The following is a 14,739-nucleotide window of genomic DNA, read 5'->3' on the forward strand; positions in this document are numbered from 1 at the left end:
GTAAGGCCCGGCCTTTTATTAGGATGTGAATAGGATGAAAATTCTGGTATTATACAACGATACAGCGGGGAAAAGTGAAGCAAAAGAAACAGCAGAAAAATTCCAAGCTTATGTGAACGAACAAGGCGATGAGCATCAAGTGTTTTTACAAGCCTCAAATCCCGATGTTGACCCTGAGGATGTTAAAGAGGCAGCCAAGAAACACGCAGTCGATACGATTGTGATCATCGGCGGAGATGGCACGATCCATCATGGGCTGCAAACCTTCAAAGAAAAGCTGGATGAGCTGAAGATCGGGATCATTCCTGGAGGAACGGTAAATAACTTCGCTCGAATGTTGGGTATACCAGTCAAGCCAGAAGAAGCGTTTGAGAATATTTTAACAGGGGTTGAACGTCCGATCGATTATGGGATGGTCAATGATCAAGTAATGATCTCGACGATGACCATTGGTCTTTTGGCAGATACTGCAGCAGCAACTTCCCAAGAAGAAAAACAACAGTACGGTCCGTTGGCGTTTATGAAACGGTTCATTCATCTGTTGATCAAAAAGAAACAATACAAATTGGAAGTCATCGCTGACGAACGGAAATGGCAGGGGAAAAGTCAATTACTGACGATCGTCATGTCGAATTCAGCAGGTGGGTTTAAGAACTTTGATGAAGAAGCAAAACCTGACGATGGCTTGTTCCATGTTATTCTTTTGCCAAAATTGAACATTTTACGGTTTATTTTGTATTTGCCAAGAATCATTCGTGGTAGAATTGCCAAAGTACCAAGTGTTGAATACTTCACTGCCGCAAAGGTCTCGATCAAGGCGAAAGAAAAAACGGTTCATACTCGGACCGACGGCGATCCAACGGATGATCTGCCAATCGAGATGAAAGTCATCAAGCATGGGTTGACGATGTTGGTACCTGAGGAAGCACAAGAATCAAAATAATGGTCCCTACGATCAATCATATGGAGGAAATGGATGGATGCACTGATTTACAATCCATTGTGGTTTTATTTAATTGCAGTCAATCTTTATCTTTTCTGTCTGATGGGTTATGATAAATATCAGGCAGTAAAACAAGGTTGGCGGGTTCCCGAAGCAAATCTCCTTTTTATGGGGGCGATTGGCGGCGGATTAGGCGGTTTGATCGCGCAACGCGTGTTTCGCCATAAAACAAGAAAGAAGAAGTTTTATTTCTTTTTTGCTTTCGGCACCGTTTTTGCTATCCTGCTGATGGTCTTTTTTGCATAAATTCGGTTTAACAAGCAAGGAGTTAATATGAAAACTAAAGTGAAGTTCGCCCTTAATTTACTTTTACTGGTAGGCATTCTGGGTGTGATGTATTTTTTTGTCCGTAACTCGATGATGGAAATTTTAGCGGGGCTAAGAGAGACCAGCTTTCTCGTCGTCTTACTGGTTATGGGGCTTGGCACATTGTACCTAGTGATTGAAGGACGAACAGTCAAAGAGATCGCCGTGACTTTTCAACCGGAATTCACCACCAAGGCGGGGTTTCTGACCGTCTGTTACAGTGGGTTTTATCGGATCGTGACGTTTGGCGCGGGCACCTTGATCTCAGAGGTGAATTTTTATCGTAAAAATGGCTTGCAGTTGTCACAAGGGGTTGGGGTCACCACCTTACACATGGTGATGTATAAGTTTGCCATATTGACTTATGCGATCGCTGGGTTGATCATTCAATTCTCGTTATTCTATGACAATGCGCCGAATATGATTTGGGTGATATTGGCGGGGATCGTACTCGTCTTTTTGATCATAGCCGCTTTATTGGCACTTTCTGTCAGTATCAACATTCAAGTCTTTTTTGTGATCGTCAGCAATAAGCTATTCAAAAGTGCAGCGTTAAGAGGGATCGTTGACAAATGTAACACCCAGATCTATTCTTTGCGAGAAACGGTCAATGTAATCATTACCGACCGGACCGCTTTCTTACGCATCTATCTTTGGAATCTTTTGAAGATGCTGCCTTGGTACGTGATCCCTTATGTGATTCTTGTCGTGCAGCACCCAGAGATCGATTTCTTGTTGACGTTATCCTTCATCAGCTTTGCCGTCGTCTTGTCCGGGGTGATTCCAACACCGGCAGGGATCGGTTCCTTTGAATTTATTTATATGCTGCTTTTTGGTCCATTAGTCGGCACAGTCGATGCAGCATCTTCTATGCTGCTGTATCGCTTAGCGACATTCATTTGGCCCTTCATTATTGGCTTTGCATATGTAATGAAAGAAAAGCGCAAAGACATTAGCCAAGAGCTGACAGAGCTTAGAAAAGAAAAAGTGGAAAGTTAAAAAAACGCTTATCTTCGAGTAGAGGATAAGCGTTTTTTTTAGTCTTTCAAATCAATGATCCGATCAACAAAGGATTCATAGAATTCAGCTTCATGGGAAACGATCAGAACGGTTCCGGGAAAAGCTGCCAGGGTTTCTTCCAAATTGTTTTTCGTGTCTTGATCGATATGGTTGGTCGGTTCATCAAGAATCAAAAAGTTGCTTTTGATCAACATCATTTCAGCTAACTTCACTTTTGTCTGCTCGCCACCACTTAATAATTTCAATTCCTCTTGAGCAAGCTGGCTAGGTAATCCCGCACGAGAAAGTTGTCGTCGCAATTCTTTGTTGGTTGCCTTTGGGAAAAGATCCTCGAGGTATTGCAGAGGCGTCTGTAATGGATACTCCCAGTCAAGATCTTGAGAAAAGTAATTAAACTTTGTATGCTGTGGGTAAGAAACGGTTCCTTCAATTGCAGGGATCACACCAAGTATTGTTTTGATCAACGTCGATTTACCGATCCCATTAAATCCCCGAATCGCAATTTTTTCGCCATAGCGGATCGTTAGGTTAATTGGCGATAGTAAAGGCTTTTGGTCATAACCAATCACTAGATTGGTCGTCTCTAATGCCAAGGTCGTAACGATCGGTGCCAAATCAAATCCTAGATGCGGTTTAGGGACATCTTGGGGTGGGGTCAAACGTTCGATTTTTGCCAATTGTTTTTCACGACTCTTTGCCATTGTTGAACGAGAACCAGCTTTGTATTTACGGATATAGCTTTCGGTTTTCTTGATATGCTCTTGTTGTGCTTCGTATTGCTTCATATAACTTTCATTTTGCAGCGTTTTTAGCTTTAATGCTTTGTCTAAATTCCCCGTATACTTAGAAAGCTTGCCAAATTCGATATCAATGATATGGGTCGTGATTTCATTCAAAAATTGACGATCATGAGAAACGACTAAGTAGGTACCAGTAAAGTCCTGTAAAAACTCAACCAGCCACTTGATATGCTCATCATCTAAGTGGTTGGTCGGTTCATCTAAAATCAGCATGTCGGGTTTTTCTAGCAGCATTTTTGCTAAGATCAATTTTGAGCGTTGACCACCACTTAAGGAAGCAAGGGGGGTATCCATGCCGAGAACCGAAATACCTAATCCTTCTGCTAAATCATCGATCAATGTATCCATTTGGTAGAAATTCCCTTGATCCAATTGATTTTGCAATTCGCCGGCTTTTTCTAAAAGCTTATCGTCAAGACTTTCGCCATAAGCAGTATAAAGATCTGCGATCTGTTGTTCTTTTTCGAAGTCTTCTGCAAAGGCAGAGCGCAAAAAATCACGGATCGATTGCGTTTCATCAACATTGACATATTGATCCAAATAGCCCATTTTCAAATTTTTCGGAAATTGAACAAAGCCATCGTCTGGGAGAATTTCTCCTGTAATGATTTTGATTAAAGTACTTTTGCCGGCGCCGTTCCGTCCAATCAACCCGACTTTTTCCCCACGGTTGATTTGAACGGAAACATCTTCGTAAAGCAATTTGTCGCCAAATTGTTGGCTAATATTCGTTAATGTTAACATCGTTTCCTCCATATAAAAAAGCTGTAAACAGTAGACGTTACAGCTAAGTAGATAATCTTACTGAATAACTATCGCCAAAGAGCGATCAAAAGGATCAGGAAAATCGATTGTTCCTGACCAATCAGGACCTAGCATACCATTGCGGCTTCCTATCTGTCAATTTTCATGAAAGAATACTGAAAAAAATCTTGATCTTCGAGGGAAATCTTTTGACCATTACTGACCAATATTGTATAATAGAAGAGTAGAAAAAAGGATGCTGCTTGCAGTGTACTAATTTTTCTGACTACCATTTTGGGAGGGAAAAGTATGAACCCAGAAAAAATGACGACTACATTACAGAGTGCCATCGCGGAAGCACAGCAGATTGCCATGACGCGTCACCACCAAGAAATCGATATTCCGCATTTATGGAAGATTTTATTGCAAGCCAATCAATTCGGCCGCAATTTTTATACGGATACAGGCCTTGATGTCGATGCATTTGAAAAGGAAGTCGACCAGCTACTAGATGAACTGCCTTCGGTTGAAGGAGGAAATGTTCGTTATGGTCAATCCATGAGTCAAAATCTGTTTCATCTTTTGTCTGAGGCAGATCAATTAAAAAATGAATTTCAAGACGAGTATCTTTCCACAGAAATCGTCCTTTATGCGTTGATGAAATTGAAAAATCATCCATTGACGGTGTATTTAAAGAAACAAGGAATCACCGCGAAAGAAATCAAGCAAACGATCGAAACATTAAGAGGAGGGGATCGTGTGACCTCACAAAATCAAGAAGAACAATACAAAGCATTAGAAAAATACGGCGTTGACTTGGTCCAACAAGTCCGCAGCGGAAAAATGGACCCCATTATCGGACGAGACGAAGAAATTCGCGACGTGATTCGCATCCTTTCTCGGAAAACAAAAAACAATCCCGTTTTGATTGGTGAACCGGGGGTTGGTAAAACAGCCATTGTTGAAGGATTGGCTCAACGGATCGTGCGAAAAGACGTCCCAGAAAACCTAAAAGACAAAACGATCTTTTCTCTGGATATGGGTGCCTTGATCGCAGGTGCCAAGTTCCGTGGTGAATTTGAAGAGCGTTTGAAAGCCGTCTTACAAGAAGTGAAAAAAGCCGATGGACGGATCATTCTCTTTATTGATGAGATCCACAATATTGTAGGTGCTGGTAAGACGGAAGGTAGCATGGATGCTGGAAACTTACTTAAACCAATGCTGGCACGGGGAGAATTGCATACGATTGGCGCAACCACACTTGATGAATACCGTCAATACATGGAAAAGGACAAAGCCTTGGAACGTCGTTTCCAAAAAGTGCTGGTACAGGAACCAACCGTTCAAGATACGATTTCGATTTTACGTGGCTTGAAAGAACGGTTTGAGATCCATCATGGCGTCAATATCCATGACAATGCGCTTGTTGCTGCTGCGACCTTATCTGATCGGTATATCACGGACCGCTTTTTACCAGACAAAGCCATCGATTTGATCGACGAAGCAAGTGCCACGATTCGGGTGGAAATGAATTCGATGCCTACCGAGCTCGATCAGGTCACTCGACGTTTGATGCAACTGGAGATCGAAGAAGCCGCACTGAAAAAAGAATCTGATGATGCATCGAAAAAACGTTTAGGCATTTTACAAGAAGAATTGGCGGAATTGCGTGAAGAAGTCAATACCATGAAAATGCAGTGGGAAACGGAAAAAGAAGAAGTCAATGCAGTTTCCAATAAACGGGCAGAGATCGATAAAGCCAAGCATGAGTTGGAAGATGCTGAAAATAACTATGATTTGGAACGGGCAGCTGTTCTTCGTCATGGGACGATTCCCCAACTGGAAAAAGAACTCGCTGAATTGGAAGAAAAAAACCAAGACGAAGGCATTCGAATGGTTCAAGAGTCAGTGACAGAAAATGAGATCGCCTTAGTCGTGGGCCGCTTGACAGGAATCCCTGTTGCGAAATTAGTGGAGGGCGAACGAGAAAAACTGTTGAAATTAAATGAGACCTTGCATCAACGAGTGATTGGACAAGACGAGGCAGTCGATGCCGTCAGTGATGCAGTCATTCGTTCCCGAGCTGGTCTGCAAGATCCAAATCGACCATTAGGTTCCTTCTTGTTCTTAGGACCGACCGGCGTCGGTAAGACCGAATTAGCGAAAGCGTTAGCGGTCAACCTCTTTGACTCTGAAGAGCATATGGTTCGGATCGATATGAGCGAATACATGGAAAAACATTCGGTGTCTCGTTTGGTCGGTGCCCCTCCAGGCTATGTTGGATTTGAAGAAGGCGGACAATTGACCGAAGCCGTTCGACGCAATCCATACACGATCGTCTTATTGGATGAGATCGAAAAAGCCCATCCAGATGTCTTCAATATCTTATTGCAAGTGCTTGATGATGGCCGTTTGACAGACTCAAAAGGACGCGTCGTTGATTTCAAAAATACCGTCTTGATCATGACCAGCAACATCGGCTCTCAAGTCTTGCTAGATGGCGTGACTGCAGAAGGGACGATCCCAGAAACTGTCGCAGAAACTGTCCGTAATCTCTTGAGAGGCCATTTCAAACCAGAATTCTTAAATCGGATCGACGATACGATTTTATTCACACCGCTTAGTCTAAGCGATGTGACAGGCATCGTCGACAAGATCATCGCACAGCTTTCACAACGACTGGAAGTCCAAGATATACTGTTGACGATCACTGAAGAAGCCAAACGCTGGATCGCTGAAAATGCTTATGAGCCAGCGTATGGTGCGCGACCTCTCCGTCGGTTTATCACAAGAGAAGTCGAAACCCCATTGGCAAAAGAAATCGTTGCTGGCAGAGTCTTACCAAAGACCCAAGTCACGATCGAATTATTGAACGATCAGCTGGTTTTTGAAAATACGCCAATGACCGAATAATAAAGGCTCTTTGTCAATAAGGACTGATGAGTTGTGCAAAATCAAATCTGGGTCAGAATGAACCACATTCTGGCTCAGATTTTTTGTTATCTTACATTGATTAATTGATTGATCAAAAAGATTCTAATTCTCATGTTCTCAAATGATTTAAATCCGTAGGATACTCGTTTCATTGTCTTTATGTGGGTATTCTTCGCTTCTATTTTTCCATTGGAATAAGGATAGATCATTGCGTTGGTGATGCCTTCTTCATAGGTCAGAAGGTTTTGAAGCTTTTCCCGAAAGCTGTCATCTAACGTTTCGGGAAGTTCTGCCAATAAGGAGAAAAATAAGTCAGGGTCTTTGTCTCGAAAGGCTTCAACTAATTCATGAAAAAAGGGATACGCCTCCTTTAGGGGCGGAGAAAACTCAAGCAATCGATCAATCATCATTGCTTCAGTAAGAAATGGGTATTTTGGTGCTCGGAAATTTTTCCATGTTTTGTATTCATAATGGTTGATGTTTGCACGATTTTTTAGCAAAAAGCGCCAGTTCTTTTTCAGTTTTTCTGCCTGGCTTTTCTGTCCGGCTTTACGAAGTTCATTCATTTCACGGATACGCAACTCATTGAACGCTTGATTCATGTGTTTGACAATATGAAACCGATCAATCACGACTTTCGCATTTGGCAGAACACGTTTGGTGAGCTGGAAGTAGGCGGCGTTCATGTCTGTCACCAAGAATTCTACTTCTTCTGGATTGGTACAACCTAAGAAATAGCTTGTTAATCGAGGTAATTTACGCGTAGGCAAAACATCTATTAATTTTCCTGTTTCGCCATCTGCACAAATAAAGCTCATTTTATCTTCTATAGAAGCATGCGAACGAAATTCATCAACCATCAATACTCTGGGGAGAATCTTCTTAGATTGCTTTGGTAAATAGCTTTTAAACTCTTTCAATGTACGAATAACGGTGGTCAAAGATACCTGACAGCTTTTCGCAATAAAAGATAAAGATACTTTTTCAGTCAGTAAAGAAGCAATTTTATATCTAACATGATTTGCGATTGAATGTCTGGGTTGGACAAAATAACTTTGAGCCGTCCAATGGGTTCGGCAGTTTTTACAGGTATAGCGCTGCTTTTTTAGGCGCATAACCAAAGGCATATGATTGTATTGTTCAAAACGGACAATCGTTTCCTTCTTCCCATTTTTCACTATAATTGCTTTCCCGTTTCCATCTACCACAGTAGAACCACAACTTCTACAAGCACGAGGAGTAGGCGAGAGAACAGCATCGACGACCAACGTCTTTTTCTTCTGAAGGGTCTCGTAAGAGACCTCTGTAATCATCAAATCTTTCTCTATTATTCTCAGCATTTTTTTGATAGAATCATTCATATAGCATATCGTCCTCTCAGTTGTTTATTTTGTGGTGATTTAATCATACTAGAGAACGATATGTTTTTTAATACCTAAAATGAAAATGGGGCTGAAGAATCAATTCTGATTCATCAGTCCCATAAATTATAGAGCCATAATAAAAAGAGAACAAATGGATAAATGAAAAAGATGGTTGCCATCTCATTGGCAGCCATCTTTTTTTGTCGCTCAACATATGACAAAAAAGTTCTCCTTGCTTGTTGTTTGGAGGAAATTCGCACTTCGATTATACTGTTCTTATGGAGTAGGAGAGGAATGAAAAGATGAATACTTTTTTTGAAACGTTGAATGAGCGAAAAGGGGAATTGCTGACAGCTGTCTTTGAACATTTGTCATTGTCGATCATTGCGCTGCTCGTGGCGATCGTTATTGCTGTTCCTTTAGCTATTTGGCTGGTTAATCATAAACGGGCAGCGGAAGTCGGCCTACAAATAACGAGTGTGTTACAGACGATTCCATCACTGGCACTGTTAGGTTTATTGATTCCATTCGTGGGGATCGGAACGCCACCTGCATTGATCGCACTAGTTATTTATGCGTTATTGCCGATCTTTCAAAATACCTATATTGGCCTTTCGGAGATCGATCCATCAATCGAAGAAGCTGCTGCGGCATTTGGTATGTCTCGGATGCGCCGATTGATCAAAGTCGAATTGCCGATTGCTTTGCCTGTCATAATTTCTGGGATTCGCACGGCGCTGGTCTTGATCATCGGAACAGCAACCCTAGCCGCTTTGATTGGCGCTGGCGGGTTAGGTTCCTTTATTTTGTTAGGGATCGATCGAAATGCGCCTGAGTTAACGTTGATTGGTGCGATCGGGTCTGCCTTGTTGGCGATTGTTTTCAGCACCCTGATTCGTTACCTGCAACATTTAAAACCGCGCTATACCTTGATCACGTTGGCAGCGATCATCTTGCTGATTGGTGGGGTTTCCTTTTCACAAAGCGGATTTTTCGCTCCCAAAACCATTACCATCGCAGGGAAACTAGGATCTGAACCTGATATCTTGATCAACATGTACAAAGAATTGATTGAACAAGAAGACCCTGATGCTCAAGTTGAACTAGAGCCAAATTTTGGAAAAACCTCTTTCTTATTCAGCGCATTGGACAATGGTCAAGTTGATATATATCCAGAGTTTACTGGTACCGTGTTGGAGAGCTTAGTTGAAGTACCAGAAGAGCTTGCGAGTCAAAAACTTGACTCCGACGAAACCTATACCGAAGCAGTCAATCTATTGAAGGATCAGTTTGAGATGACCTTGCTTCAGCCGATGGCGTATCAAAATACCTATGCGTTGGCTGTCAAAAAAGAATTTGCTGAGGAAAATGGACTAACCACGATCTCTGATTTGAAGAAAATCGAAAATCAAATCAAAGCTGGCTTCACTCTCGAATTCATTGATCGGACGGACGGATATGCGGGGATCCAAGAACTTTATGGGCTAGATTTTCCAAGTGTCCAAAGTATGGAACCAGCATTGCGTTACCAAGCCATCAATAATGGTGATATCAATCTACTGGATGCCTATTCCACGGACAGTGAATTGCGTCAATATGGCTTAGTTATTCTAGAAGACGATCAGGAACTATTTCCACCTTATCAAGGAGCTCCTTTGATGAAAGAAGCCTTTGCCGAGGAACATCCAGAAGTCGTCCGTGCATTGGAAAAGTTGGCAGGGAAAATCACCGAAGAACAAATGAGTGAAATGAATTATCAGGTCAATGTCGAAGGAAAAAATCCAGCAGAAGTCGCACGTACCTTCCTGATAGACGAAGGATTAATTAAGGAGGGACAAGAATGACACCAATTATTGAATTTAAAAACGTCAGTAAAAAGTTTGATCAAAAACTAGTGATCGATCAATTAGATCTGAGTATCAATAAAGGAGAAATCTTTGTTTTGGTCGGTCCTTCTGGAAGTGGGAAAACGACGACTTTGAAGATGATCAACGCGTTGTCAGAACCGACAGATGGTGATATTTACTTCAAAGAAAAACGCATCAAAGAATACAATATTCAAAAGATGCGTTGGCAAATGGGGTATGTTCTCCAACAAATCGCTCTGTTTCCGACGATGGATGTCAAACAAAATATCGAAGTGATCCCAGAGATGTTAGGGTGGTCAAAAAAAGATCGCTCAGAAGCCGTGGATCGTTTGCTGACACAGGTCAAACTTGACCCAGAGCAGTACCGTCATCGAATGCCGAAAGAATTGTCTGGTGGAGAACAGCAACGGATCGGGATCTTGCGCGCGTTAGCTGCCAATCCCGAAATCATTCTGATGGACGAACCCTTTAGTGCCCTTGATCCAATTTCTCGTAATTCCTTACAGGAGCTAGTCCTCGATCTACACCAAGAGCTTGGGACAACGATTATTTTTGTCACGCATAACATGAAAGAAGCGGTAAAGTTAGGGACGCGCATCGCTGTGATGAATCAAGGGAAGATCGTTCAATGCGATACACCAGAAGTCATTGTTTCACAACCGAAAACCGCTTTTGTGAAAAGCTTCTTTGAAGAAACCGGGGAAGATGAAGCGAAACTGGTCACAGCAGGAGATTTGATACGGATGAACTTTTTCAGCAATGACATCAATCAAGCTGACCCGAAAATTGCAGCATCTACGCCATTAAATGAGTTGTATACTTTATTTGCGAGTCATGAGACGTTGATGATCGAAGAAAATCACCAACTGATAGGGAGTCTACGTCGAAAAGATGTGTTTGCTTTCTTGAGTCGTGATCGAACGTAAACGATTCTTTTCGCAACGAGAAATATCATAAATTTTTTAAAATCGATGATTTCTCTTGCTCAAAGCAAAAATTCCACGTAAGATTGAGGAAGATATCTTTTGTCAAAATGGCAGAACAAGCTTTCGCCGATGACAAAAGATGCAGTAAAGGAGCGAAAGAGCAGCTATGGTAAAAATCCTCAAAGAAAATTGGTTACTGCTTTTCTTTATCGTCGCCGTGGTTCTCATCCGTCTGTTTGTCCTGACCCCAGTTCAAGTCAGTGGCCATTCTATGGACCCAACGTTGGCAGATAAACAGCGTTTGATTGCATCAAAAATCTCCTCCTATGACCGACAAGACATCGTGATATGTGTTGAACCAGATGATCCAAGTAAAATCGCTGTCAAGCGGTTGATTGGTTTACCCGGTGATACCATCGAGATGAAAGATGATGTCCTAACGATCAATGGAGAAGTATACGAAGAACCCTATTTAGATGAGTTTAAAGAGAAATTTGCAGACGATCAATTACAAGACGAATATTCTTATCGCGAAATGTTTCAGCAAATCGCCGCTGGTGCGGAACAGTTTACGGAAGATTTCTCAGTAACGGTGCCTGAAGGCAGCTATTTTGTGATGGGAGACAATCGTTTGATCTCTAGAGACAGTCGCAGTTTCGGGGTTGTAACGGAAGATCAAATGGAAGGGAAAGTGCTGCTGCGCTTTTGGCCATTGAATCAAATCAAACTATTTTAATCAAAAGAAAAAACATTCTTGCCAGTGCAGCGAAAACGATCGCAACTGACAAGAATGTTTTTTAGATGACCCAAGCGACAAATGCAACCATTGAAAAGAACATTGTCCAAACCGCAATAATAGCTGATGCAATAAAAATAATTTTGATTGATAAAGGTTGGACAAATTTTCGAGCATCTTTAGAGAACGCATAGGTGATCGATGAAAAAATCAAGCAGCATAAAATAAAAAACACTGTTAGAACCATAAGCCTCTCCTTTACTGACGCAACGTCAAATGAATAATGTAATTATAACAGACCATGGTTTTTTGGGGAAATAAAAATGATTAAACGAGGGAATTTTTTTGTGGATGTAATCGTTTTATAGGGAAGTTTAAGAAAGGTCAAACCTTGATAGACAGCGAATCTATAAAAATAAGATGTGTTATTTAAGTATTTTTGTAAATTTTTCTTTATGAATAAAAGAACAAAAGAAAAAAGCTTGTTGAAAAACGATGATTTCAACAAGCTTTTAAAGGTCGTTTATGATAATTTTTTAATCCGATAACTTTCAAAGTAATCAGGTTTGCCTCGACCTTGCACATACGCGATCACGCCCATTAAGGCAGCACCAATCGTGTTGGTCAGTAAATCACCCATCGTATCCATCAATGCTTCACGACCGATAAACGGAGTACCATCTAAGGTTGCATAACGTTGGAGGTTCATTCCACCAACAGAATCGCAGATAAACTCCCAAAACTCCCAGAAGATACCACACAAGCCAGCAAAAGCAAAGCCCATCAGTAAGAATAACCAGGGAGAGACGTTTGAAACTTTGACTTCTTTCAGCAGCAGACAGATCAATCCATAGCCGACAGCCGTCAAGACCATTGGACTTACCGCATGCAGAATTTTATCCCAGAAAGAAATGGTTTCGATCAAATGTAAGATCGTCCCCATAAATACAGAGATCAGCAAGAAAAACCAATAAAAGTAGACGGTGGCGTTTGGTAGCTGGATTTTCAAGAACTTTTTACTCATTTCTGGGACGAAGATCAATAAAATCCCAAGCAAGGCTTGGGCGAGGAAAATCAATCCTTGTGTTTGCGGGTAGACCCCACGGAAAAATTCCCACAAAGAAAAACAAAACACGAGAATACCGAAAATAGTGAATACCTTTTGCAGTCGCTGATAATTTTGCCCCATTTAATTGTCCTCCGAAAGATAGTCGGCTAAGCCAGCTAAAAGGGCTGCTTCAGAGGAATAAATTTCCCCGTTTAGCTTGATCAACCCCACCGTATAAAGATTAACATAGTGGAACTGATTTTCCGCAACGGTTTGTAATGCTGCCAGCTTTTGCTGATTGTCGGCACCTTGTTGGCGACTATCCGTATAAAGCCCTAAAACAGGAATGCCTTTTGCATAGGCGACACCGATCTCAGAGGCAACCCCAGCATCGATGGTCAAACCATCCAGCAATGCGATCATCAAATCACTTTCCAGCACTTTTTCGGTATCTGCCAAAGCGATCATTTTGCTATCCGCATAGGCGGATTTATCATTGATCGCGGCATTTTCTTGAGGTAAATAAATCTCCAGCTGCGGATACTGCTGACGAATCGACGCAACAAGTTCGGCGTTGTAGCGCAGGTCACTAGCAGCAAACAGGGGAGCAGCAAAATATAGTTTCATTCAAAAACACTCCTTAATCATTCATAGTTGTACATTTTGTTGATTCGTTGTTTAGAAATAATCGCTGAAATAGGCTTCCATATCAGGGATGATCGATTCCAGTAATGCCAGTGTTTCTGAATCGGTATTTAGCCGTTCCACACGCTCTAAGTAAGCTGGGCGGCGGTAATTCATCAACAGACAAGACAATGTCTGAATATCCAGCTGGACCGCTTTTCCGATGGCTTCTCTTGAAACCACGATCTCCCCGTGATTGTATTGGACACCGAAGATCCCGTTGTTCCAATCGGCAACTGGGTCGGAAACAACAAAGTGAAAGGGTGTTTGGAAGGCTTCAAATGGGAAGTTTTTCAAAAACTGTTCAACATCGACGATCCGCGCCATGTAATAAGGCTCGATGGTTTCTTTGATTTGGCTATCGTCCAAGTAGAAGGACAGGGGTTCATTTGAATAAATGTCTCCTTTGACCCAATAAACCATTGAGAAATGGGCAGAGATAAAATTCCAAAGACCATTGCGGGCTTCTTGATTCAAGTAGAACATTTCCTTTACATGGAAGACTTCTTCGGCTACCCAATAAAAAAGTACACCAGTCGGATGACCACTGGCATTGTAATAAACAGCCGCGGTGCGCTCTTCTTCATTTTCATAGCGCCAATACTCTTCCCAGTGAAAAGAGGTCCGCTGCAAGGCACCATGGTTGTCGCGGGAGAATTGGTTGTAGACAGTAAAGACATCAGCATCATCCACTTCTTTGCGCTCTACGATCCCAGGGACTTCTTTGGTTTTCGGAAGCTGGGTATCACGAATTTTAAAGGTCAGCTTGTCGGACATGATCTCCCAGCCCTTGCGACGATAGTAGGGCACATTATAAGGGTAAAGGTAGGAGATCCATTGCTGGTCTTCCCGCATCGTTTTTAAGGCAAGCTTGATCAAGTCTTTCATCAGGCCATGCCCGGCATACTCAGGGTAGGTCCCAACACCGGTCACTCCGCCCATTTTGATCAATTTGCCGTGTATATTGACTTCACAAGGATAAACGGCGATTTGCGAGATCAACTTGTCTTCATTGAACCAGCCAAAGACCTTGGAAAGCTCTAAGATCGGGCGCTTAGATTTGATCATTTCCCGTTTGCTCTCATAGCCGCTTTCTTCAATATCCGATTCAGTGATCTGAAAAACATAGCTTAACAGTTCGTTGAACTGATCAACGTCTTTTTCTTCCACCGCTCGAATATGTAGATTTTGATGAAAATTATTGTCCATTCTTTCAACTCCAATTTATTTGCTAGCTCTAGTATAGCAAAACCTGAATGAATATGTCTAAATAACGGTTAAGAAAAATACTTTATCTATTGGCGTT

At 41.9% G+C, this 14,739-nt stretch carries 13 protein-coding genes; 7 read left to right on the forward strand and 6 right to left on the reverse strand.

What is annotated here, in order from left to right; translation table 11 throughout:
• Positions 1–34: 34 nt before the first annotated feature.
• Genes QN079_RS07430 through QN079_RS07440 form a run of 3 tightly spaced genes read left to right on the forward strand, consistent with a single transcriptional unit; the run spans position 35 to position 2,308 of the window.
• On the forward strand, positions 35–943 hold the full coding sequence (locus QN079_RS07430; protein WP_010748206.1) for a diacylglycerol/lipid kinase family protein: 909 nt from the start codon (positions 35–37) through the stop codon (positions 941–943).
• 33 nt (positions 944–976) lie between these two features.
• Entirely contained in the window at positions 977–1,249 is a 273-nt protein-coding gene (locus tag QN079_RS07435; protein WP_010748207.1) for a DUF1294 domain-containing protein, read from the forward strand.
• 27 nt (positions 1,250–1,276) lie between these two features.
• Positions 1,277–2,308: a lysylphosphatidylglycerol synthase transmembrane domain-containing protein gene (locus QN079_RS07440; RefSeq protein ID WP_289230615.1), complete on the forward strand. Its 1,032-nt coding sequence runs from the start codon at positions 1,277–1,279 to the stop codon at positions 2,306–2,308.
• Between the two features lie 38 nt (positions 2,309–2,346).
• Here the strand turns inward: QN079_RS07440 and QN079_RS07445 are convergent, their stop codons facing one another.
• Positions 2,347–3,873, reverse strand: coding sequence for an ABC-F family ATP-binding cassette domain-containing protein (locus QN079_RS07445; RefSeq protein ID WP_010748209.1), 1,527 nt, complete (start codon positions 3,871–3,873; stop codon positions 2,347–2,349).
• Positions 3,874–4,182: 309 nt separating this feature from the next.
• Between QN079_RS07445 and clpB the strand changes: the two genes are divergently transcribed.
• A complete protein-coding gene (gene clpB, locus QN079_RS07450; RefSeq protein ID WP_005226015.1) occupies positions 4,183–6,786 on the forward strand; it encodes an ATP-dependent chaperone ClpB in 2,604 nt (867 codons plus the stop codon).
• 86 nt (positions 6,787–6,872) lie between these two features.
• On the opposite strand, the gene QN079_RS07455 is transcribed toward clpB, so the two are convergent.
• Positions 6,873–8,168 (reverse strand): ISL3-like element ISEfa11 family transposase, encoded by a 1,296-nt coding sequence (locus QN079_RS07455; protein ID WP_289229717.1) that lies wholly within the window; start codon positions 8,166–8,168, stop codon positions 6,873–6,875.
• 305 nt (positions 8,169–8,473) lie between these two features.
• Here QN079_RS07455 and QN079_RS07460 point away from each other — a divergent pair, with 305 nt between their 5' ends.
• From QN079_RS07460 to lepB, 3 genes are all read left to right on the forward strand, one after another.
• Positions 8,474–10,015: an ABC transporter permease/substrate-binding protein gene (locus QN079_RS07460; RefSeq protein ID WP_289230616.1), complete on the forward strand. Its 1,542-nt coding sequence runs from the start codon at positions 8,474–8,476 to the stop codon at positions 10,013–10,015.
• Positions 10,012–10,965 (forward strand): ABC transporter ATP-binding protein, encoded by a 954-nt coding sequence (locus QN079_RS07465; RefSeq protein WP_289230617.1) that lies wholly within the window; start codon positions 10,012–10,014, stop codon positions 10,963–10,965. The genes QN079_RS07460 and QN079_RS07465 overlap by 4 nt, the downstream gene beginning before the upstream one ends.
• Positions 10,966–11,131: 166 nt before the next feature.
• Positions 11,132–11,701, forward strand: coding sequence for a signal peptidase I (lepB, locus tag QN079_RS07470; protein ID WP_081117043.1), 570 nt, complete (start codon positions 11,132–11,134; stop codon positions 11,699–11,701).
• A gap of 61 nt (positions 11,702–11,762) precedes the next feature.
• On the opposite strand, the gene QN079_RS07475 is transcribed toward lepB, so the two are convergent.
• The 4 genes from QN079_RS07475 to QN079_RS07490 form a co-directional block, all read right to left on the reverse strand.
• Positions 11,763–11,948, reverse strand: a complete 186-nt coding sequence (locus tag QN079_RS07475) for a hypothetical protein (RefSeq protein WP_005226019.1) — start codon at positions 11,946–11,948, stop codon at positions 11,763–11,765.
• A gap of 276 nt (positions 11,949–12,224) precedes the next feature.
• Positions 12,225–12,890, reverse strand: a complete 666-nt coding sequence (locus QN079_RS07480; protein WP_167821853.1) for a DUF2238 domain-containing protein — start codon at positions 12,888–12,890, stop codon at positions 12,225–12,227.
• Complete coding sequence (locus QN079_RS07485; protein WP_010748216.1) at positions 12,891–13,376, reverse strand: nucleoside 2-deoxyribosyltransferase; 486 nt, start codon at positions 13,374–13,376, stop codon at positions 12,891–12,893.
• A 51-nt stretch (positions 13,377–13,427) separates the two neighbouring features.
• Positions 13,428–14,642 (reverse strand): GNAT family N-acetyltransferase, encoded by a 1,215-nt coding sequence (locus QN079_RS07490; protein WP_289230618.1) that lies wholly within the window; start codon positions 14,640–14,642, stop codon positions 13,428–13,430.
• Between the last annotated feature and the right edge of the window lie 97 nt (positions 14,643–14,739).

It is taken from the genome of Enterococcus sp. FZMF (assembly GCF_030263915.1).
Lineage (GTDB): Bacteria > Bacillota > Bacilli > Lactobacillales > Enterococcaceae > Enterococcus_D > Enterococcus_D casseliflavus.